General features: G+C 70.4%; 19 protein-coding genes, 1 pseudogene and 1 riboswitch. Of the genes and pseudogenes, 12 read left to right on the top strand and 8 right to left on the bottom strand.

Annotated elements, in window-relative coordinates:
• Nucleotides 1-30: 30 nt before the first annotated feature.
• The 4 genes from ACFWP3_RS00870 to ACFWP3_RS00855 form a co-directional block, all read right to left on the bottom strand.
• Nucleotides 31-822, bottom strand: coding sequence for an SDR family NAD(P)-dependent oxidoreductase (locus ACFWP3_RS00870; protein ID WP_384215262.1), 792 nt, complete (start codon nt 820-822; stop codon nt 31-33).
• Entirely contained in the window at nt 803-1894 is a 1092-nt protein-coding gene (locus tag ACFWP3_RS00865) for a hypothetical protein (RefSeq protein ID WP_384215261.1), read from the bottom strand. Before ACFWP3_RS00865 ends, ACFWP3_RS00870 begins: the two co-directional genes overlap by 20 nt.
• On the bottom strand, nt 1891-3798 hold the full coding sequence (locus ACFWP3_RS00860) for a nucleotidyltransferase domain-containing protein (protein WP_384215260.1): 1908 nt from the start codon (nt 3796-3798) through the stop codon (nt 1891-1893). Before ACFWP3_RS00860 ends, ACFWP3_RS00865 begins: the two co-directional genes overlap by 4 nt.
• Before the next feature lie 83 nt (nt 3799-3881).
• Entirely contained in the window at nt 3882-4028 is a 147-nt protein-coding gene (locus ACFWP3_RS00855; protein WP_384215259.1) for a hypothetical protein, read from the bottom strand.
• Between the two features lie 603 nt (nt 4029-4631).
• Here ACFWP3_RS00855 and ACFWP3_RS00850 point away from each other — a divergent pair.
• The 3 genes from ACFWP3_RS00850 to ACFWP3_RS00840 all read left to right on the top strand — a co-directional run bounded on the left by ACFWP3_RS00850 (nt 4632) and on the right by ACFWP3_RS00840 (nt 8121).
• A complete protein-coding gene (locus ACFWP3_RS00850) occupies nt 4632-5657 on the top strand; it encodes a tetratricopeptide repeat protein (protein WP_384215258.1) in 1026 nt (341 codons plus the stop codon).
• Between the two features lie 441 nt (nt 5658-6098).
• Nucleotides 6099-7058: a hypothetical protein gene (locus ACFWP3_RS00845; protein WP_384215257.1), complete on the top strand. Its 960-nt coding sequence runs from the start codon at nt 6099-6101 to the stop codon at nt 7056-7058.
• Nucleotides 7059-7386: 328 nt separating this feature from the next.
• A complete protein-coding gene (locus tag ACFWP3_RS00840) occupies nt 7387-8121 on the top strand; it encodes a hypothetical protein (RefSeq protein WP_384215256.1) in 735 nt (244 codons plus the stop codon).
• Between the two features lie 395 nt (nt 8122-8516).
• On the opposite strand, the gene ACFWP3_RS00835 is transcribed toward ACFWP3_RS00840, so the two are convergent.
• Nucleotides 8517-8867, bottom strand: coding sequence for a cupin domain-containing protein (locus ACFWP3_RS00835; protein ID WP_384215255.1), 351 nt, complete (start codon nt 8865-8867; stop codon nt 8517-8519).
• A gap of 173 nt (nt 8868-9040) precedes the next feature.
• Nucleotides 9041-9234, top strand: a riboswitch (cobalamin riboswitch).
• Between the two features lie 230 nt (nt 9235-9464).
• Here ACFWP3_RS00835 and ACFWP3_RS00830 point away from each other — a divergent pair.
• From ACFWP3_RS00830 to ACFWP3_RS00805, 6 genes are all read left to right on the top strand, one after another.
• On the top strand, nt 9465-10700 hold the full coding sequence (locus ACFWP3_RS00830; protein ID WP_384215254.1) for an ABC transporter substrate-binding protein: 1236 nt from the start codon (nt 9465-9467) through the stop codon (nt 10698-10700).
• Nucleotides 10697-11800, top strand: a complete 1104-nt coding sequence (locus ACFWP3_RS00825) for a FecCD family ABC transporter permease (protein ID WP_384215253.1) — start codon at nt 10697-10699, stop codon at nt 11798-11800. The genes ACFWP3_RS00830 and ACFWP3_RS00825 overlap by 4 nt, the downstream gene beginning before the upstream one ends.
• The gene (locus ACFWP3_RS00820; RefSeq protein ID WP_384215252.1) at nt 11797-12867 is read left to right on the top strand and encodes an ABC transporter ATP-binding protein; all 1071 of its coding nucleotides are present in this window, start codon (nt 11797-11799) and stop codon (nt 12865-12867) included. Before ACFWP3_RS00825 ends, ACFWP3_RS00820 begins: the two co-directional genes overlap by 4 nt.
• The gene (locus ACFWP3_RS00815) at nt 12861-13583 is read left to right on the top strand and encodes a (2Fe-2S)-binding protein (RefSeq protein ID WP_384215251.1); all 723 of its coding nucleotides are present in this window, start codon (nt 12861-12863) and stop codon (nt 13581-13583) included. Before ACFWP3_RS00820 ends, ACFWP3_RS00815 begins: the two co-directional genes overlap by 7 nt.
• Nucleotides 13580-14140, top strand: a complete 561-nt coding sequence (locus tag ACFWP3_RS00810) for a hypothetical protein (protein ID WP_384215250.1) — start codon at nt 13580-13582, stop codon at nt 14138-14140. Before ACFWP3_RS00815 ends, ACFWP3_RS00810 begins: the two co-directional genes overlap by 4 nt.
• Before the next feature lie 158 nt (nt 14141-14298).
• A complete protein-coding gene (locus tag ACFWP3_RS00805; protein ID WP_384215249.1) occupies nt 14299-14802 on the top strand; it encodes an NADPH-dependent FMN reductase in 504 nt (167 codons plus the stop codon).
• Here the strand turns inward: ACFWP3_RS00805 and ACFWP3_RS00800 are convergent.
• Nucleotides 14786-15637, bottom strand: a complete 852-nt coding sequence (locus ACFWP3_RS00800; RefSeq protein WP_384215248.1) for a helix-turn-helix transcriptional regulator — start codon at nt 15635-15637, stop codon at nt 14786-14788. The two genes, ACFWP3_RS00805 and ACFWP3_RS00800, sit on opposite strands and share 17 nt — an antisense overlap.
• Nucleotides 15638-15780: 143 nt before the next feature.
• Here ACFWP3_RS00800 and ACFWP3_RS00795 point away from each other — a divergent pair, with 143 nt between their 5' ends.
• Complete coding sequence (locus ACFWP3_RS00795; RefSeq protein ID WP_384215247.1) at nt 15781-16617, top strand: alpha/beta fold hydrolase; 837 nt, start codon at nt 15781-15783, stop codon at nt 16615-16617.
• A 14-nt stretch (nt 16618-16631) separates the two neighbouring features.
• On the opposite strand, the gene ACFWP3_RS00790 is transcribed toward ACFWP3_RS00795, so the two are convergent.
• Both ACFWP3_RS00790 and ACFWP3_RS00785 read right to left on the bottom strand, forming a co-directional pair.
• Nucleotides 16632-16844, bottom strand: coding sequence for a DUF4287 domain-containing protein (locus ACFWP3_RS00790; protein ID WP_384215246.1), 213 nt, complete (start codon nt 16842-16844; stop codon nt 16632-16634).
• Nucleotides 16845-17059: 215 nt separating this feature from the next.
• Nucleotides 17060-17329, bottom strand: a pseudogene (locus ACFWP3_RS00785) (methyltransferase); the annotation flags it as partial.
• A gap of 65 nt (nt 17330-17394) precedes the next feature.
• On the opposite strand from ACFWP3_RS00785, the gene ACFWP3_RS00780 reads away from it, so the two are divergent.
• On the top strand, nt 17395-18339 hold the full coding sequence (locus tag ACFWP3_RS00780; RefSeq protein ID WP_384215245.1) for an RNA polymerase sigma-70 factor: 945 nt from the start codon (nt 17395-17397) through the stop codon (nt 18337-18339).
• A gap of 125 nt (nt 18340-18464) precedes the next feature.
• Nucleotides 18465-19667, top strand: a complete 1203-nt coding sequence (locus ACFWP3_RS00775; RefSeq protein WP_384215244.1) for an NAD(P)/FAD-dependent oxidoreductase — start codon at nt 18465-18467, stop codon at nt 19665-19667.
• The last annotated feature ends 84 nt before the right edge of the window (nt 19668-19751 follow it).

Here is a 19751-nt window from a genome sequence, read left to right as displayed (position 1 = left end):
TTCGGTCTCTCTCCTTGCTTGTTGGCGGTCTCAGTGCAGCAGCCAGCCGCCGTCGACGTGGACGGATTGACCAGTGATGAACGACGCGGACGGGCCCACGAGGAAGGCCACCAGGGCCGCGACGTCTTCGGGCCGTCCACGGCGAGGGACGCACTGGCGCTTGATCTGGTCCTCCGGACGCGCACGGTGCTGGGCGGGGAGGCTGTTCTCGGCCTCGACCTGGATGGCGCCGGGCATGACGGTGTTGACGCAGATGCCGTACGGGCCCAGTTCGCGGGCGAGGGAGCGGGTCAGGCCCAGCAGTCCCGCCTTCGCGGTGCTGTACGCGACGAGGTTCGTGCGACCGGCGCGGGCGTTGACGCTGCCGATGTTCACGATCCGTCCCCAGCAGCGTTCGATCATGCCGGGGGTCACCGCGTGGCAGGTGCGGTAGTGGGTGGTGAGGTTCACGTCGAGGGAGTAGTTCCAGGCGGCCTCATCGGTGTCCTGCCAGGGGACGCGGGGGTAGGAGCCGGCGTTGTTCACGAGGATGTCGATGGGGCCGATCTCGGCGCGGACGAGGGCGACCATGGTCTGGACGGCGCCGGGGTCGGTGAGGTCGGCGTTCGCCGCGATGCCGGGGCTGCCGTCGCGCTCGAACGCGGCGAGGAGGGCGTGGGCGTCGTGGTCCTGGCCGAGGTGGTTGACCGCGACGGTCGCGCCGGCGGCGGCGAGCGCGCGTCCGATCTCGGCGCCGATGCCGGTGGCCCCGCCGGTGACGAGGGCGGTGCGGCCCTGGAGAGGGCGGGCCTGGAGAGGGGTCTCAAGCAGGGGCAGGGACATGGCTGCTCCATTCGCCGGAGTGGGGGTGACGGGCCGGTGTGGTGGTGAAGAAGGTGTCGATCGTCGTGAGCGGGTCCTGGCTCTCGGCGAGCTTGATCAGTACGAGCAGGAGGTCGTGCCCGGTCAGCCGGGAGGGCGGGATGACCCCGAGGATGCGCATGGCGAGAAAGCCGTGAATCTCCTCCAGGCCGCAGCCGTCCTCCCCACGGAGGCCATGCAAGGCCCGTGCGATGGCCGTCTGACGGCCGGGTCCGGTGTTCCACGAGTACCGGACGTCGATGTGCCGACTGCCCTCGTGCAGCTCCAGGTGCTCGATCCGCGGGCGGGTCAGTGGCGGCAGGGCAAGGCGGAGCGTTCGGACGTAGACGTCCGGCTGGTAGTGGGGGATGAGCCAGCCGCCCAAGGCCATCAGATACCAGAGCAGGTTGGCGGCCTCGCCCACAGCGGTGTTGCGGCCGGCGAACTCGAAGTCGAGCCAGCACAGCGGATCGGCGATGTTGGGTTCCGTGGGGTCGCCTTGCGTCAGGCCTGCCAGCCAGCGGCTGTCGGGGGCGAGGACGTGGCGGAGGCTGTCGACGATGTCGGCGACGTTCAGCGTCAGCCGCCTGCCGTTGGCCGTGAGGGTGAAGTCGGCCAGCGCCCGGAGGGTGAGGGTCGTACCGATGTGGGGCAGGGTGATCGGCAGGTCACGGGGGAGGTACCAGCGGTCCAGCCTGCCACCGGGGCGGATCCGGTCGAGGTAGAGGTCCGGAACGCACTCAGCCAGCGGCACGCGTTTGCCGGTCTCCTCGGCCGCCGCCCGCAGGTCGGCGCAGACGCCGTCCACGAGGCGGTCCAGGCGAGGCTGCGCAGCCGGGTCCCGGTCGGCGAGAGCGATCACGTCGCCCATCAGTAGCTCGCACCGGCCGGTGGCGAAGACGTCCTCGTAGGCGAGGAGCTGCCGGTCCGGTAACGCGATCTGCCCGTGAAGGTCCGGAACCGCGATGCGCGGGGCGAGCTGCGTCCACCCCTTCGTCTCGGCTTCTGCCTGCTCGCGGGTCGCCACCGGCTTGTGGAAGGTGCCCGCAGTCACCGCTTCTCCCCGGGGAGGGTGTCCAGCCAGTTCTGGAGAACGAGGGTCGCGAGGGCTCCGGCGGCGGGGCGCTCGGTGCGGGCGGTGGTTACCGCGCTGGTGTCCTGCCGTTTGGCGTCGAGGAGGACGGTAAGGGCGTCGCTGTCGGAGGGGCACTCGATCCCGTTGAAGCGGAGCTGGATCTTCGCGAGGAGCGCGGTGACCTTGTAGAGGCTGCGGAGGTCGGGCGCTCCCTTGAGAAGCTGGCGGCGGATCTCTATGGCGGCCTGGATGCCGTCGCGCAGGCTCACGTCGATGTCGGTGGCGGCGTCCGGGGCCGGCAGGGTCAGGCCGGGGGCGGACCACAGCGGGACCAGCGCCCCGCTGCCGATGAGGGCGAGGACGTGGAGGAGCCGAGAGGTCACGGCGCCTGCCCGGCACTCGGCTCGAGTCAGCACAGTCATGCCGAGTTTGACCCCGCCGAGTTCGGCCTCCAGCTCCGCTAGGACCTGGCGGATCCCGCCGATGGAGGAGGCGTCAGCGACGACGAACACGTCGAGGTCGCTCCAGCCGTGCTGGTACTTGCCGCGGGCGCCGCTGCCGGTGACGGCCAGAAGGTCGATCAGCGGCTGCGGACCGGTGGTGCGGTCGAGGAACTCGGCCAGGTAGGACTCCAGGTGGACCGGGAGTCCGAGCGCGTTGACCGGCATGGTGCTGGGCTGGTGCTCCGGCCAGCGGCGGTCGAGCGCGATGCGGTCCAGCCGCCGTTCAAGTTCCAGCCGCGGCCCGTCGTTGCCGATGACATCGTGGGCGATGGAGGCAATCTTGTCCGCGCCTCGTGCGCTCTTGACGACGTCGCGGTCGGCGACGTCCTGGGGCCCGGCGGTACCCCGTCGCGTGCGGGTGGCTTCGGAGGCGTCCAGGTAGGCGATGGTGAGCTGGGACCCGAGCATCCGGGCGAGTTCGGCGGTCGAGTCGAAGTCGTGCAGCGACTCGATGCTGACGGAGTCGAGGAAGTGGTGCGCCTGGCAGAACCGGTCCAGCGCGTCCACGATCAGCTCGGCCTGGACGACGGAGCCCAACCTGTATGGGTCGGGGATGCCCGCTCGGCTGGCCGCGTCCTCGATCAGGTGCCCGATCTTGAGGCGGGCGTGGCCGTGGTGCGTACGCAGGTACTCGCCAGCCGTGCTCTTGCCGCTCTCCGACATGCCGCCCAACGCGATGACGTGCACACCTGCCAGGGCCCGGCCGGGCAGGCTCGGGTGCAGCGGCGCCAGGAGCCGGCGGACCTCGTCCTGGATGGTGACGGTCGGGCGATCGCCGATGCGGATCGACATCGGGAAGCGGCCGTCGACGACGAGCCGGTTGATCTGCTCGTGAAGGTGACGCTGGTACGCAGCGTAGGTGTCGGTGACGGTCACCTCGTGGGCCAGGCTCCGGCGGGTGCCTTCCTCAGGGTCGTCGCAGTGCATGAGGACGAGCGCGTACTCGCTCTCCTCGGCGGCCCGCAGGTCGGTCTCGTACACGGACAGCAGGAGGCGGGCCCGGTCCGCGGCCTGGGCGGTGCCCAGGCTTTCCCGTACGGCGACCGTCGCGGCGACGGACGCCTCCAGCATGGGGATGCCCCGGTCCAGCAGGCGCACCGGCGCGGAGAACGGGTGTCGGGAGCGTTCCAGGTAGGAGGTGGCGAGGACGTCGGTGACCTCCTCGACCGGGCCGGTCTCGAACCACCAGCGGGCCATGCCGTCGGCCTTGATGGTGGCCCAGCGCGGGTCGTAGTGGTCGAGCGGGCCGGCGGAGCTCGCGGCCGGGCCCATGCGCCGGGCCAGGATTCCGATCTGCTTGGTCTTCCCCGTGTTGTCGGGACCGCTGAACGCGACCGACACGGGGAGGGGGTGCGTGTCGCTGCTGTGCTGGCTGGACATCGGCTTCCCTTCAGTGGTGATGCGCGGCAAGAGAACGAGTTGGCTCCGGCCCCGGCCGGGGAGACAGGCCGGGGCCGGAGTGCCTATGCGGTTCCGTCGGTCAACGGGATGTCCTCGACACTGAGCGACGGATTCGCCAACGGCATCTGTCCGGACGAGTACTCGGCCTGGACCAGAAGCCCGACCACGGCGAGTCCGGCCGCCGTACCGAGCGCCCAGACCCAGCTCAAGGCCGTCTCCAACGGGTCGGATAAGGGAGAAGGGATCACCAGCTCGGCCCCCGAACCGTGCGTTCCTGTGCCGCACCGGGCCCTCCCGAGGGCGGGTTCGTACGGGTCCGTGCGCTGTCAGCGGGCATCGCCACCGTCGGTTCCTCTCACGTGTCCGGGCAGGCACCAACAGGTCCTGAACGGGGCCTCTTCGAGCCATTCGGAGATCTGCGGGGTGATGTTCAGTGAACGGCGGTCCGCCCTCCCGGGACAGGGCCCAGGATGTAGTCCTGCGTAATCCCGCGCAATCCAGGTGGGGAGGGTGACGGGGTGCCGAGGAACCCGGCCGTCGCGGATCTGATCAAGCAGGCATGCCAGGAACGAGGCTGGGGCCCGTCAGAGTTGGCACGTGCCCTTGGCCTGGCAGAAAGCGGCGATCCGAGGCGCCTGCAGCGCCAGCACGCCCGGCGATGGATCGAAGGGGAGCGGACTCCCGACCACTGGTGGCCCTACATCTCGCAGGTACTGGGGCTGAACCCCCAGGCGATCAACCTTCCGGAGCCCATGCCGGCGACACCCCACACAGATACCGTTGCATCAGTCCTGCACCTGGGAAGGAGCGACGTGGAACGTCGGGAGTTCATCCTCGCCTCCAGCGGATACGCCCTGTCCGCACTCGGCCTGCCCGACATGGACAGCATCACCCGCCGGACCAAGACCGCCACGCCCGGAGCCGTCCGCGTCGGCCAGGGCGAGGTCGCCGCCGTACGCCACATGGTCAAGGCCCTCGGCGACTCCGCCTCCGAACTCGGCGGAGGCCACGCCCGCCACCTAGCCGTCCGCTACCTCACCCACGACGTCGCCCCCTGGCTGGAAGGCCGCTTCACCGAAGCCACCGGCCGCGACCTGTTCGCCGCCACGTCCCAGCTCGTCCACCTCGCCGGCTGGATGGCCCAGGACGAAGGCGACACCCCCGAACTCCGCGGACTAGCCCAGCGCTACTACGCCCACTCCTTCCGCCTGGCCGCCGAAGCCGGCGACCCGGAGCTGTCCGCGACCGCGCTCCGCGGCCTCGCCGTGCAGTGCGTCGACCTCGGCTACAGGGCCGAGGCCGTCCAGCTCGGCGAAGCCTGCGTGGAGTACGGCCGCAACCTCGACAACCCCCGCGCCGTCGCCTACTACGAGGCCACCCTCGCCAACGCCGCCGCCCAGGACGACGACCGCCGCATGGCCACCAAGCACCTCGCCATGTCCGAGGCGGCCATCGGCAAGCCGGCGGCCGCGGGCGGAGACTCCTGGGCCGCGCACTACTCCCCCGGCCGCTGGGCCCACGAGTCCGGCATGATCCTCTCCCGCCTCGGCGACCTCGACGCGGCCGAAGAACACCTCCACCTCGCCCTGGACATCCACGGCCTCGACCGCCGCCGCACCCGCGCCATCGTCCTCGCCGACCTCGGCGGCGTCCGCCTACGCCAAGGCGACGTGGACGGCGCCATGGTCACCTGGCGCGAATTCCTCGACTGTGCGGACGGCATCCGCTCGGTGAAGGTCCAGGCCGCCCTCCAGGACATGCGCGTACGCCTCCGCAGGTACAGCGGAGTCCCAGAGGCCCAGGAACTACGCGAGCGGGCGGCCAGAATCACGGGCTAGCAGGAGCCCCACACCATCACCCGCTCCGCGGGAAGGCTTATTGCCTACCCGCAAGGCCAGTGCGGGGACCTGATACAGGTTTCGCTACCTCATCAAGGGCAAGAGTCGAGCCCCCACGGCCCGTCTATTCCATCACTCACCGACATGCCTCCGACGGGGGCCTCAGGTTCTGGGATGGCGAGGGCGTCTTGCGCGAGTGCCGACCCTGGATGGCTGGGGCGGGGAACTCCATCCCGACCACCGTCGCCCCAGGACAAGCCGATCAGACACCGCACCGGGCGTCCGCTCCACATACGTGTGGCCGACGGCGGACGGTATGGGAGCTGGGGGGCTAATGCTTGCTCTCCTCCCACCAGGCCTCATTGCGGCAGAACGGATCGGTGCCGACCGCCAGACGTGGCAATCTAGCGACAACCCGCTACCAGAAGGCAGGAAGCTGTCGTGACTTTCCCCGACGATCGTCTACATCATCTGGCAGGCGCGCTCACGCATATGGCTTCGCGCGTCTCAGACCACATCGAGCGAATCGACCACGGAAACGTGGCAGCTATTGACGACCTAGCCGTCACCCTCAGGTCACTCGTCGGATCAGGTAAAGGTAACGGGGTTCTACTAACAGCTTGCAGAGGGTTCAGCATCGAGTACCCAACACTTCAGGCCTCGCGCGCCCCGGTACCCTCGGGTGCCTACATGTCGATCGGCTCCCTACCCGTCGAAGAGCCCGGGGCCGTGATGCATGGCGCCAGACAATTGACACTCTCCAAATGGATACAGGAACCCGTCCTTCGCTGTTCCACGAAATCCGGTCCCGCTTCATACAGCTGGGACAAGTTCATTCGGGAGTACGCCAACAAGTGGGGTGGCGCCCATTTGGACTCACAGGTACCGGAGGAGCTGTTCGCAATCGACCGAAATGCGGCCGCCGGGCTGGTGATGAGCGCCTACCTGCTGCGCACTGCCGGTGTAGCAGTATGGGGGTTGACCCAGCACGTTCTGCAAAGAACCCTGACCGTATGCACCGAACCGGGATACAGTGGAATCTTCACCGCTCCGGGATCTAATTCACCAACACCTGAATATCGCAAGCAATACGGGCAGCTCCAATGGCTGACCCTCGCCCCAGACAGTATGGACTTCGGCTGGTACGTGGATCACTTCAGCCAGACGAACACCCTGCTTCTCGCCTTTGGCAGCATTCCCTACGATGTCCGCTATCAGCCAGAGGGAGCAGAGCCACAAGAGACGGTCGATCCCACACCTCCTCTAGGACCCCGGCGCCCGCCACTCGTACCACCACCCACCAAGGATTCGTTGCGCGCAGGCACTGCTAGCGGAGTGATCATGCCAATCCAGCAACTACAAGCAACCTCGACTGGATCCGCGGATACCGCGGGAGCCTGAGCATCAACCCCACGCTCATGCGCAGCGCCCCCCAGTACTGTCGCCAAAGCTTGCCTAGGCCAACAGGCATCCCGAACTGCGCCTGAGCGGACGAGCTAGCCGTGCCGGAGGCATGCCAGGTAGGGCGGGGAACAGCGGTAGGACACCCGTCTTCGGGACCCGCCCGCTCAGCGGCCGGGTCCTTCGTCAGACCTTCAACGCGGGGGCGTACTTGGCCTCGTCCGGCCGTAGAGGGGTTGAGGTGGGAACTCGCAGCGAACCGCTCCTCAGACGCCGTTGCCCGCCACACGCGACCGCCTTTGGCAGTGGCGTTTTCTATCGTCTGGGCATGGAGTTAGGACGCAGCATGCATCGCAGGGCCGCGGATCACATGGCCGAGGCATGGGCAGAGACTGATTGGGGCGCTCGGGCCTTAGCTGGCATGTACCGGTGGACGCGCGACGAGGAGTGGGCGGATCGCATCGCGGTGCTCGGGCAGCCCTATACCGGTTGGGACATGGGGCAGCTGTTCGCGCTGCGCTGTCTCGCCGGCCTCTGGATGGAGGGCCTTCTGACCGTAGCCGAGGTTGAGGTCGGAGTCGGACCGAGACGCGATGCCGAGCGCAAGGCCAATCAAACTGCCCTTAAAGGGCTTCAGGCGGGGGTATCGGCAGAAGTTGATACCAGCCAGCGAGGAGCAGATGATGACGGCTCGGTGAGATGGGAAGTTCCTCTACCGGGGTACTTCTGTGACCCTGAGTCCCGTGATTCTCTGCCGGACACCCTAGCTCCGGACTGGGCTCCATTGGAAATCGGCAACACGGACGCAAGTACCACGTGCTTTCATCTCGCTCGCTTCGGAGCCGTAGCGCGCTGGCCCTACGGTGACGAGAAGGTGACCGTCGTGCAGACTCGCCCTCGGATCCTCATCCAACGGTGGCGGGGAGGCCACGCCGCCCCCAACAAGGCCATGGAGGATCTTGTCAGCTTCTCCAACTGGATTGCGTACGGTCGGATGCTCGGTCCGAAGCGGGTGCGCGGCATGATGCATGCATCGAGGGTGAGTGTCCGGCCCGACAGCTAGGTGCACAACTGCCGAGCGGCGGAGACGGCGCTGGAGCTACACGAGAGCGCGGCACGTTGCGCTACGGGCAGATCAGCGGCCGCGGCCGTGCCACAACGTGCCAGTAGGACCGGTAACCAGCGGTCAGCGAGGGGTACACCGAGACGCCCACAGCAAGTCGAATGATGGAAGTTCTCGCAGGTCAGGGCTCTCACAGCACCCAAGTACCGGGTGATTCCCAAGCTTATAGCGCGGGTTCGATTCCCGTCATCCGCTCCACAGCAAAGCCCCAGGTCAACGACCTGGGGCTTGTTTGTTGTCTAGACCTATCGGGGCCAGCGTGCCATGCGCGGCTCCGCAGGGCTGCTCGGCTCGCGTCGGGGCCGGGAAGTAGTATCGCGAGACGCCCTCGCCGGTCAGGCGTGCTCGTCCGGCGGCTGCTGGGCGGTCTGGACCGACCAGCTGGTGACGTTGTGCCAAGTGCCGGCCGGTACAAAGATGGCCCAGCCGTCCTCGACCTCCCGCTCGAAGTCGAGTCGATCCTCCGTCCGGCCCATCTGGACGCGGCCCCGGCCTGCGTTGAGTCGTAGGAATTGGTCGGTCTCCGGGTGCGCCTCCAAGCCGATGTCCTCACCCACCGGGATCGACATGAGGGTCAACTGAAGGTACTTCCCGGTCCAGGCGACCGCGCGGTAGTTCGTGTTCTCGAGGGTCGCCTTCTCCAGGTCGAAGCTTTGAGGTTCCGGCCCGATGTCCTTGGTGGTCATCCGTCTCTCCCTGTCGACGAAGGCGTTACGCGGTGGCGGTCCTGCGCCGACCCGCGTCAACGTTCCCAGAGCCCCAGGCCTTTCTGACCACAAGATGGACGCCGCATCCCGTTACCGCGGGGTGCCTCAAGGCGAGACCTCCTGTGGCTGGTCGCACAGTTGTGGGTCTGGCGTGGCCGTGGCCGATTCTGCGATGCTTCCGCCTGACAAGCGACGGCGGAACGAGGAAGCCGGTGAGATTCCGGCACGGTACCGCCACTGTGTAGGGGGAGCGACTCCGCCATGGCCACCGCCCCATCCCGGGGTGGGAAGGCCGGAGAAGCGTTGATCCCGAGTCAGGAGACTCACGCCGTCGCACCTCGATGTACGGGGCGGATTTCCCCAGGAGAGGCGGTGGCACTCGTGTGCCTGCGTACCCACGGCGGCAGCTCTGCGGTGCCCGCGGCCCTGCGGGGCCGGCCTGCCCGGCTTGACGCACGGGCCCCTTCCCTCAGGTTCTGACGACCCCCTTCCTCAGCAGGTCCCTTCCCGTACGCCGCATCACGCGCGCCCCGGAGTGCCGGTGCGCACTGTCCACGTATGCCACCAGGAGTCACTGTGTCCGTACGATCCGTCATGCCCGGCCGTCGTCAGGCTGCTGCGGCAGCCTTCCTCACGGTCGCCCTCACGCTCACGGCGTGTGGCAGTGACGCCGACCCGCCCGCCGACGCCAAGGCCCAGGCCGCCGGGGAGGGCTGCATCAAGGACTTCGACCCGGCCAAGGACTACTTCCCGGTCAAGTCGACGGTGGAGCACGCCAAGAACTTCACGCTCCGGTACGAGAAGAGCTACCAGGTCCTCACCGTCAACGAGCCCTTCCCCAAGGGGAAGCCGGAGTCGTACGTGCTGGTCAAGTGCGGTGCGCCGAAGCCGGAGCTGTCCGGTGAGCTGGCGTCCGCGCAGCAGGTCACGGTTCCGGTCAAGAGTCTGTACTCCGCCTCCACCACCCACCTTCCGCTGCTGACCGAGACCGGCACCCTGGACGTCCTGACGGGTGTGGCGAGCGCCGCGAACATCTCCTCCGCCCAGGTGGTCGAGCGGGTGAAGGCGGGCAAGGTCACCGAGTACGCCAAGGACCGCACCCTCAACGCCGAGACGGTGATCGGCGCCAAGCCGGACGTGCTGATGACCCAGGGCACCGACGACCCGCAGTACCCGAAGCTGCGTCAGGCCGGGATCGCCGTGGTCGCCAACGCCGAGTGGCTGGAGCCGAGTCCGCTCGGCCGCGCCGAGTGGGTCAAGGCGATGGCCGCGCTCACCGGAGCGGAGAAGCGCGCCGGCGAGGTATTCGACACCATCGAGGGCGACTACCGGAAGGTCGCCGAGAAGGGTGCGCAGGCGGTCGCGGCGGGCAAGCCCGTCGAGGTGCTGCCCGGCACGATGTACCAGGGCACCTGGTACATGCCCGCCGGTGGCAGCTACGCCGCCCAGCTGATCAAGGATGCGGGCGGCACGTACCCCTGGGCCGGTGAGGCGGGTACCGGCAACCTCCAGCTGAACTTCGAGGCCGTGTACGCCAAGGGCGGCGCGTCCCCGGTCTGGATCGCCGACCAGAAGTGGACGTCCACCGCCGACGCGGTCAAGGCCGACAGTCGGTACGGACAGCTGAAGGCCCTTTCCGGCGGTGTGGTCTGGACGAACACGAAGGCGCTGGGCCCCGGCGGCGGCAACGACTACTTCGAGCGCGGCGTGCTGCGCCCCGACCTGGTCCTCGCCGACCTCTTCGCGCTCATCCACCCGGACCAGGCGAAGGACCACACCTTCACCTTCTACACGCAGGTGCCCAAGGCGTGACGACCCACATGGCAACCGCGCCGACCGCCTCGCCGGACGCCCCGCGGGCGCTGCGGCCGGGACGGCGGCGCCTCGCTGTCGTCCTCGCCCTCGCCGCCGGCACCGCCGCGCTGTTCGTTCTCACCATCGCGACCGGCTCCCACCGTGTGCCGGTCGCGGACGTGGTCCGGGTCCTGTTCGGCGGCACCGCCGAGGACCCGCGATGGACGGTGATCGTCGAGCAGGTCCGACTGCCGCGCGCGCTGACCGCCACCGCCGTCGGCGCCGCCCTCGCGGTGGCCGGCGTACAGATGCAGACCCTGTTCCGCAACGCGCTGGCCGACCCGTTCTCCCTCGGGGTGAGTTCGGGCGCCAGCATGGGCGTCGCCGCCGTGGTCGTCGGCACGGGCGGCGTCGCCGGTAGCTTCACCGGAAACCTGGCCGGCCTGGGCCGCCTGGGTGTCGTACTCGCCGCCTCGCTCGGCGCCGCCGCCGTACTGGCCCTCGTCCTGCTCCTCTCGCGGTGGGTGCAGTCGGCCGTCACCCTGCTCGTCATCGGAGTCATGATCGGCTCGGCGGCCACCGCGGTGGTCGGCGTGATGCTCGTCTACGCCCGGCCCGAGCGCGCCCAGCAGTTCGTCATGTGGGGCCTGGGCAGCTTCAGCGCCACGACCTGGCCCGACCTCCAGGTCATGTTGCCCGTCATCGGCGCGGGCCTGCTGACCGCACTGCTGACCGCCAAGCGTCTCAACGCCTTGCTGCTCGGCGAGGACTACGCCCGCACCATGGGGCTGAACGTCCGCCGAAGCCGAGACCTGGCGCTGCTCGGCACCTCGCTGCTCGCCGGCGCCGCGACCGCGTTCTGCGGACCCGTCGCCTTCCTGGGCCTGGCCGTCCCGCACCTGACCCGGGTGGCGCTGGGGACCTCGGACCACCGGGCGCTCGTCCCGGCGTCGATGCTCGCGGGAGCGTTCCTCGCGCTGGCGTGCGCGCTGCTGAGCCAGCCGCCCGGCACGGACTCCGTACTGCCTCTCAACGCCATCACCTCGCTGTTCGGCGCCCCCGTCGTCATCGCGTTCCTGATCCGCAGCCGCCGCGGCGTACAAGGAGTGGCCTCGTGACCGACACCATGACCGAACCCGTCAAGCACACGGCCGGCGGAAGGGACCACCCCGGCGGCCTGGCCACCCAGGGGCTCGCCGTCGGCTACCGCACCCGGTCACCGCGCCGACGGGGAGCCGGCCGGGCCGTGCTGTCGGCGCTCGACCTTCAGGCGCGGGCCGGTGAACTGACCGTACTGCTCGGGCCCAACGGCGCGGGCAAGTCCACGCTGCTACGGACCCTGTGCGGGCTCCTGCCGCCGCTCGACGGCCGGATACGCATCGGCGGGGCCGACCTTGCACACCAGCCGCCGGCCGCTCTCGCCCGACGGCTGGCCGTCGTACTGACCGACCGCGTCGACCCCGGGCTGCTGTCCGTACGGGAACTGGCCGGGCTCGGCCGCCACCCCCACACCGGGTTCACCGGCCGCCTCACGGCCGCGGACCACGCCGCCGTCGACTGGTCGCTGAAGGCGGTGGGCGCGGAACATCTGGCGGACCGGCCGGCCGCCGAACTCTCCGACGGCGAACGCCAACGCGTCCTGACCGCACGCGCCCTCGCCCAGGAGCCCGAGGTCGTCCTACTCGACGAGCCGACCGCCTTCCTCGACGTGCCCTCACGCGTGGCCCTCACCGTGCTGCTGCGCGACCTCGCCCGGGACAAGGGCCTCACCGTCGTGGTCAGCACCCACGACCTGGAGCTGGCCCTGCGCGTGGCCGACGCCGCCTGGCTCGTCGACCGCGGCTCCCGCGTCCACGCGGGAGCGCCCGAGGACCTGATCCGCAGCGGCGCCGTCGCCGCCGCCTTCGACGCCGACCACCTGGCCTTCGATCCGGTCTCCGGCAGCTTCGGGCTGCGCCGCACCGCGCGGGCTTCCGTAGCGGTGGATGCGGCACCCGATGTGCTCCCGCTCCTCGAACGGGCCTTGGCCCGGGAAGGACTGGCCGTCGCGGACCCGGGCGACCCGGACGTGCCCACGCGGGTGAGCTGCGACGGAGAGGACCGGCTCACCCTCACCGGACCGGACGGGCAGGTCGTCCGCATCCGCAGCTTCCACGAGCTGACACGGACGGTACGGACATGGTGACCGCAGTCATCACCCCCGGTGTCCTGGCGCGGGTCTCCGGCATCGGGCCGTACTTCGCCGTGGCCACCGGGGCCCGCCCTGTGGGCGGCGGTTTCCGGCGGCTGGCGGAGCTGTATGGCGACTCGGACGCGCTGGCGGAGTGCCTACGGGTCGTCGCCGGGCGGCTGGGCACCGACCAGCCCCGGGTGGCCGCGTCCACCCTGCACCTGGGCACCGCCTCCCGGCTCTGGTCGATCGCCCTGGCCTGCGCCGCACTCACCGGCCGCGTGCCCGACCTGGGCCCCGACCGCCTGTGGTGGCGCATGCCCGCCTCCGGCCCCCTCGACCTGTGGCTGCCCGACCCGCGGGAGGTGGACCAGGAGCCGCTCCCGGCCCTGCACCACACCGTCGCCGTCCAGAACCTGGCCCCCTGGGCCGAGGCCGTACGGCGCGTGTCCGGCGTCTCCCCGCACACCCTTGGCGGCAACGCCGCATCCGCGCTGATCGGAGCCCACCGCGTCCTGCTCGCCAGGGAGCCGCTCACCCCGCACCCCGTGGTTCCCCTCGTCCGCGGACTGCTGGACCGCCCACCACTGGCGGGCGTCGGAACCTGCCGCACCACCACCCCCGGCGGGCCGCTCGCCTTCCGTCGCCGCAACTGCTGCCTGTACTACCGCGTGCCGGGCGCGGGCACCTGCGGCGACTGCGTCCTCAACCCCAAGGAGAAGACCTCATGACCACCACCGAGCCGACCGTCATCGAGACCCCCGGCGGCGGCACCCAGCACGCCTGGCCCCTCCCGGTCGACGAAGCCACCCTCCTCGACCTCGTCACCACCGTCTTCACCGACCACTGGCAGCACATCCACTTCGGGCCCATCATCGAAGGCGCCGCCTGGGAGGTCGGCGCCCCCTGCGCGCCCACCGCCATCACCATGAACGACGGCTACGCCACCGTCGACTTCGGCGCCTGGCACTTCCACCTGTGCATCGGCGAGCACACCGCCTCCGGCCCCGAACTCGGCCGCATCCGCCGCTGCTCCCGCGCCGAGCTCTACCGCAGCCTCGACTCCGACGGCGCCCCCGTCAGCTGGGGAGCCCGCCTCTTCAACGGCCGCGACGAGCAGATGATGACCATCCTCCTGCCGAACCCCTTCCTCACCGACCGCCAGGACATCCTCGACGACCCCGACTTCACCCGCCTCGGCGCCTGGGACGCCCTCCGCGACCGCTTCCTCGGCCTCTCACCCGACCCCCTCGACCGCACCGGCAAGGGCTTCCGGCACAGCGGATGAAGTAGCGGCAGCCATCGCATCCACGGGCAGGCCAGGGAGCCGTGCCATAACGCGCCAGTAGGGGCGGTGAACAACGGTAAGCAAGGGGTCTGCCGAGGCACTTGCAACGGGACCACCAGCGAACGTTTTCGCAGGTCAGGAGCCACGCGCAGGCCCGAGTGCCGGGGGATTCCCAAGCCTATGGCGCGGGTTCGATTCCCGTCATCCGCTCGTGTAAGAAGGCCCAGGTCAGCGACCTGGGCCTTCTTCGTTGTGTGAGCTGCGTCGGTAGGGTGGTGAGGTGTCTGTGTGCCGGGCTGCGGGCGGCGATCGGCGAGGCGGCAGCGGTGTTGATCTGCACTCCGGAGTACGCGGGCACTCTGCCCGGCTCGTTCAAGAACCTCCTGGACTGGACGGTTGGCGGCACCGAGATCTGCGACAAGCCCGTGGCCTGGGTGAACGCCGCCGTCGCCGGGCGGGGCCAGGGTGCGGAGGCCACGCTGCGACTCGTGCTCGGCTACACCGGCGCAGCCATCGTGGAATCGGCCTGCGCCAGGATTCCGGTGGCCCCTCACATGGTCGGCGCGGACGGACTCGTCACCGATCCGGATGTGCGCGAGCAGATAGGCAACGTGCTTGCCCTGCTGGCAGAAGGGTCCGCCGACGTCAGCCGGACGCGGTGAACTGGCCGGTGCCCACGACCTGGAGGAGGGCGAGGCGTTCGGCGGTGTCACTGGCGACGGGCGGGGTGTACAGGACCACGCGCTGATCTCCCTCCGGGGCGAGCAGGACCTGGCAGTCCAACTCGACCGGACCGATCAGCGGGTGCACGACGCGCATGCGCGAGGCCCGGCGCACGGAGACCTCGTGCAGCTCCCACAGGGCGGCGAACTCCTCGCCGAGCCCCAGGAGCCGCTCCACCAGGCGCGTCGCGGCCGGGTCGCCGGCGCGCCGGCCCACGGCCGCCCGCAGGTCCGCCACGTGCAGCCGGCTGTAGTAGTCGTGCTCTTCCGCCGGGTACGCGGCGCGCTGGGCCGGGTCGGCGAACCAGCGCCAGACCACGTTGCGGCCATGCTCGGACACCGTGCACACACCGCCCAGCAGCGCCTCGGCCATCGCGTTCTGCGCCAGGACGTCACCGAGGTCGCCGAGCACCTGGACCGGGGTGGCGGGCAGTTGGTCCAGCAGGTGCAGCAGCCCCGGGCCGACGTGGTCACCCGCGGTCCGGGCGGCGGGCGGTCGCCGGCCGGCGAGGAGGTGGAGGTGATCGCGTTCGTCGTCGGACAGGCGCAGGGCGCGCGCCAGGGCGGCGAGCATCTCCGGCGAGGGCTGCGGACCGCGAGCCTGTTCGAGGCGGATGTAATAGTCGGCCGACATGCCGGCGAGCTGGGCGACCTCCTCGCGGCGCAGGCCCGGCGTCCGCCGCCGAGGGCCGACGGGCAGGCCCGCGTCCTGGGGACGTACCCGGTCGCGGGAGCGGCGCAGGAAATCGGCGAGTGCCTCACGGTCGATCTTCATACGGTCATCCTGCCGGACGGGTCCCAACCAGGGACTGCCGATCCCAGGGTAAGGAGGGCTCTCCCGGCCGCGGCCGGGCGGCGGCACTGTGGGTCGGGCCGGAGCACGAAAGCCCCGGCCACCACGAGATCAGGGAGCACTCCATGGCCACAGTTACCGTCGACGGCGCGCACGTCCACTACGAGAAGACCGGCTCCGGCCCCGCGCTCGTTCTCGTCCACGGCACCGGATCGGCGGGCGCCGCCCTCAACTGGGGCCAGACCGCGCCCCGGTTCGCCCCGCACCGCACGGTGATCACTCCCGACCTCTCCGGCACCGAGGCAACCGTCGACGACGGCGCCCCGCTGACCGCCGAAGGGCTCGCTGCCCAGGTCATCGCCGTCATCGAGGACGCGGCGGGCGGGCCGGTCGACCTGCTGGGCTTCTCCATGGGCTCCACCGTCGCCGCCACGGTCGCAGCCCTGCGCCCCGACCTGGTGCGGCGACTGATCCTGGTCGCCGGCTGGGCCCACACCGACAGCGACGAGTACCTGCGCAGCCTCTTCACCCTCTGGCAGGACCTCGGCAGCTCCGACCCCGCCTCCTTCGGCCGCGCGGTGGCGATGACCGGCTTCAGCCGCGGCTTCCTCAACTCCATCCGCCGCGAACAGTTCGAGGCCCTCATCCCCAACATGCCGCCCACCCCCGGCACCCTGCGCCACATCGCCTACGACCTCCGGGTGGACATCCGGTCGTTTCTGCCCCGCATCGAGGCGCCCACCCTCGTGATCGGAGGCACCCAGGACATCACGGTCCCCGTCGAGCACAGCCGAGCCCTCCACGCCGCCATCGCCAACAGCTCGTACGCGGAGATCGATGCGGGCCACGTCATGCTCTTCGAGCAGGAGGACGCCTTCGTCAAGCTTGTGACCGACTTCATCGAGGACCCCGCTCCGGCGGGCCGGTCAGCCCATGAAGGTCGGGTCCGAAGCGGACGGTGAGGTCAACCTCTTGTTCACTGGCCGCTGTTCTCGGCGAGGGTGTGCGCGACCAGGGCGTTGGCGTGCCCATGTCCGAGGCCGTGCTCGGACTTGAGCCAGGAGACGAGCTCCATGTGCTTGGTCAGCGGCGAGGAGCGGATGAGGTCCTTCCACTCCGTGATCGGGCGGCCGTACTTCTTCTCGATCGAGGGGAAGTAGCTGGCAGGGCCCTTAACGGTGTCGGTCATGTGGTGTCCTTCTTCCCGAGTGAAGTGATCTTGGTGGTGTGGATGATGCCCAACCGATGACCGGCCGGCTGGCGGCATCTGGGCCATGACGTGCCTTCCTCGTCGCGGTGTTGCACCTTTGACCGGTGCTGGAAGGCGAAGTAATCGACTCATTCGCGTGGCCTGCGTCACACGGGCTCTCCCTGGCCGATCCTCACCGGGCAGTCGGGAGTCATGACGATCAGCCAGCCTTCGCCGCCCGGCTCCAGATGGTCCGGGAGGCCGGTGAGGAAGCCTCGCAGCATCCGGCCGTCGGGGTCGTACACCGCGTGGTCGAGGGGCGTGCGGGGGCGGCCCGGCAGCCAGGGCGGGTTGCAGACGATCAGGTCGGCACGGCCCGCCGGGAACAGGTCGGTGTGCCGTACGGCGATCCGGTGGGACAGGCCGAAGCGGGCGGCGTTGTCGCGGGCGCAGTCGACGGCGCGGGCTTCCCGGTCGGTGGCGACAAACGCACCGCAAACGCGCCCCTTACCCCCTGACGTTCCGGTCGGGGGCGCCTAGGATCGCGGGCATGGCGCTGATCATGAGTGACGTGGACCGGTTCGAGGCCGCCAGGCCGCGGCTGGAGGCCATCGCCTACCGGATGCTCGGGTCGGCGAGCGAGGCCGAGGACGCCGTGCAGGAGACGTACCTGCGCTGGCAGGCGGCCGACGTCGGGCGGATCGAGGTGCCTGAGGCCTGGCTGACGAAGGTGCTCACCAACTGGTGCCTCAACATGCTCACTTCGGCACGCGCCCGGCGCGAGACGTACGTCGGGCAGTGGCTGCCCGAGCCGCTGCTCGCCGGGGACCCGATGCTCGGTCCGGCCGACACCGCCGAGCAGCGCGAGTCCGTGTCGTACGCGGTCCTCGTCCTGCTGGAGCGCCTGTCGCCGGGCGAGCGTGCGGTGTACGTGCTGCGCGAGGCCTTCGCGTACCCGCACCGGGAGATCGCCGAGATCCTGGACCTCACCGAGGCCGCCTGCCAGCAGATCTACCACCGGGCCAAGAAGCACATCGCGGACGGCAGGGCGCGCACCGAGATCGACGGGGCCGCCGCCCGGAGGATCGTCGAGGAGTTCCTGGCCGCGGCGACCAGCGGACGTACGGAGCCGCTCATCCGGCTGCTCACCCAGGACGCCGTCGCGGTCGGCGACGGCGGCGGGAAGGTGCCGGCCCGCGCGAAGGCGTTCGAGGGCGCGCTCGCGGTCGCGACCTTCATGCGCGGCCTGTTCAAGCCCAGCGCGGCCAAGCGGGCCCACATCGGCGGCGTGCCGGAGATCTTCGCCACGACCGCGAACGGCGGGCCCGCCATCGTGGCGCTCGTGGACGGGCGGGTCGCCGGGATCATCTGCCTGGAGGCCACCGCGGAGGGCATCGTCGCGATCCGCAGCCAGGTCAACCCCGACAAGCTCGTGCGGGCGACCGGACGGTGGGCCGAAGCGGGCCGCGGGGAGGTCCCGCTCCACACCCTCTGACACCCCCCCCGAGGCGATGTGGCGCAGGTCACAGTCCGCGGCTGTCAGGGACGGGAGGGCTGTCCGGTTCAAGGGGCGTCACCACGCCGGACAACGGCGGCCCCCGTCCAGACAGGAGCACGGACATGCAGCACCGCATCGTCGTCCTCGGAGCCGGCTACACCGGAGCCATCGCCGCCGGCCGCCTCGCCAAGCGGCTGCACCGCGAGGACGTCCGCATCACCCTCGTCAACCCCGAGCCCGACTTCGTCGAGCGCGTCCGGCTGCACCAGCTCGCGGCCGGCCAGGAGCTCAGGCCCCGGCCGTTCGGCGAGATGTTCGCCGGCACGGGCGTGGAACTGAAGCTCGCGAAGGTCAGCGCCGTGGACGTGGACCGCAAGACGGTCACGCTCGCCGCCCCGAACGGCCCCGAGCTGGAGGAACTCGCGTACGACTCCCTGGTCTACGCCCTCGGCAGCGGCTGGAACGACGGGGGTGTCCCCGGCGCCGCCGAGCACGCCCACGAGATCGCCGGCCGCCCCGGCGCACTGCGCCTGCGCGACCGCCTGGCCGCCCTGGACGCCGGCCGGCCCGTGGTCGTGGTCGGCGGCGGTCTGACCGGTCTGGAGGCCGCGACCGAGATCGCCGAGGCCCGACCGGACCTCGATGTCGCGCTCGCCGCCCATGGCGCCCTCGGCGACTGGCTCTCGGAGAAGGGCCGCGCCCACCTGTGGAAGGTGGTGGGCAGGCTCGGCATCACCGTCCACGAACACACCGCGGTCAACGCCGTGGAGGCGGACCGCGTGACGACCGAGGACGGCCGGACCCTCCCCGCCGACGTCACCGTCTGGACCACCGGGTTCGCCGTCCACCCCATCGCCGGGGCCACCGCCCTGGAGCTCGCCGACGACGGCCGGATCGTGGTCGACGGCACGATGCGCTCGGTCTCGCACCCCGACGTGTACGCCGTGGGCGACGCGGCGATGGCGATCGGCCCGGGCGACAAGCCCCTGCGCATGTCCTGCGCCTCGGGCGTCCCCATGACCTGGCAGGCCGCCGACGCCCTCGCCGCCCGGCTCGCCGGCACCAAGGTCCCCCACATCGCGATCCGTTACGTCCAGCAGTGCATCTCCCTGGGCCGCGAGGACGGCCTGATCCAGTTCGTCACCGCCGACGACCGCGCGGTCGAGCGCGCCCTGACGGGCCGCATGGCCGCCCGCTACAAGGAGCTGATCTGCAAGGGCGCGGCCTGGGGCGTCGCCAACCCGACCGTGGGCATGCCGGCCCGCCGCCGGCGGATCGTACGACAGGAGCCCGCGAGCCGCGGACGGGCCCGGGCCACGGCCTGACCGCCCGACCACGGCCGAACTGCCGCTCGCGGCGGGCCGGTACGGACCCTGCGGGGCTACGGGCGGTAGACCCGGCCCGGTTCC

The sequence above is a fragment of the Streptomyces sp. NPDC058525 genome (genome assembly GCF_042719495.1).
In the GTDB taxonomy this organism is placed as follows: domain Bacteria; phylum Actinomycetota; class Actinomycetes; order Streptomycetales; family Streptomycetaceae; genus Streptomyces.
The sequence above is the reverse complement of the archived record's forward strand: the minus strand, read 5'-3'. Positions and strand labels throughout refer to the sequence as shown.

Coding starts and splice junctions, on each gene's coding strand:
- ACFWP3_RS00860 (WP_384215260.1), bottom strand. CDS start 3,798: ATGTCCAGCCAGCACAGCAGCGACACGCACCCCCTCCCCGTGTCGGTC.
- ACFWP3_RS00790 (WP_384215246.1), bottom strand. CDS start 16,844: ATGACCGACACCGTTAAGGGCCCTGCCAGCTACTTCCCCTCGATCGAG.
- ACFWP3_RS00815 (WP_384215251.1), top strand. CDS start 12,861: ATGGTGACCGCAGTCATCACCCCCGGTGTCCTGGCGCGGGTCTCCGGC.
- ACFWP3_RS00870 (WP_384215262.1), bottom strand. CDS start 822: ATGTCCCTGCCCCTGCTTGAGACCCCTCTCCAGGCCCGCCCTCTCCAG.
- ACFWP3_RS00840 (WP_384215256.1), top strand. CDS start 7,387: ATGGAGTTAGGACGCAGCATGCATCGCAGGGCCGCGGATCACATGGCC.
- ACFWP3_RS00800 (WP_384215248.1), bottom strand. CDS start 15,637: ATGAAGATCGACCGTGAGGCACTCGCCGATTTCCTGCGCCGCTCCCGC.
- ACFWP3_RS00775 (WP_384215244.1), top strand. CDS start 18,465: ATGCAGCACCGCATCGTCGTCCTCGGAGCCGGCTACACCGGAGCCATC.
- ACFWP3_RS00780 (WP_384215245.1), top strand. CDS start 17,395: ATGGCGCTGATCATGAGTGACGTGGACCGGTTCGAGGCCGCCAGGCCG.
- ACFWP3_RS00795 (WP_384215247.1), top strand. CDS start 15,781: ATGGCCACAGTTACCGTCGACGGCGCGCACGTCCACTACGAGAAGACC.
- ACFWP3_RS00810 (WP_384215250.1), top strand. CDS start 13,580: ATGACCACCACCGAGCCGACCGTCATCGAGACCCCCGGCGGCGGCACC.
- ACFWP3_RS00835 (WP_384215255.1), bottom strand. CDS start 8,867: ATGACCACCAAGGACATCGGGCCGGAACCTCAAAGCTTCGACCTGGAG.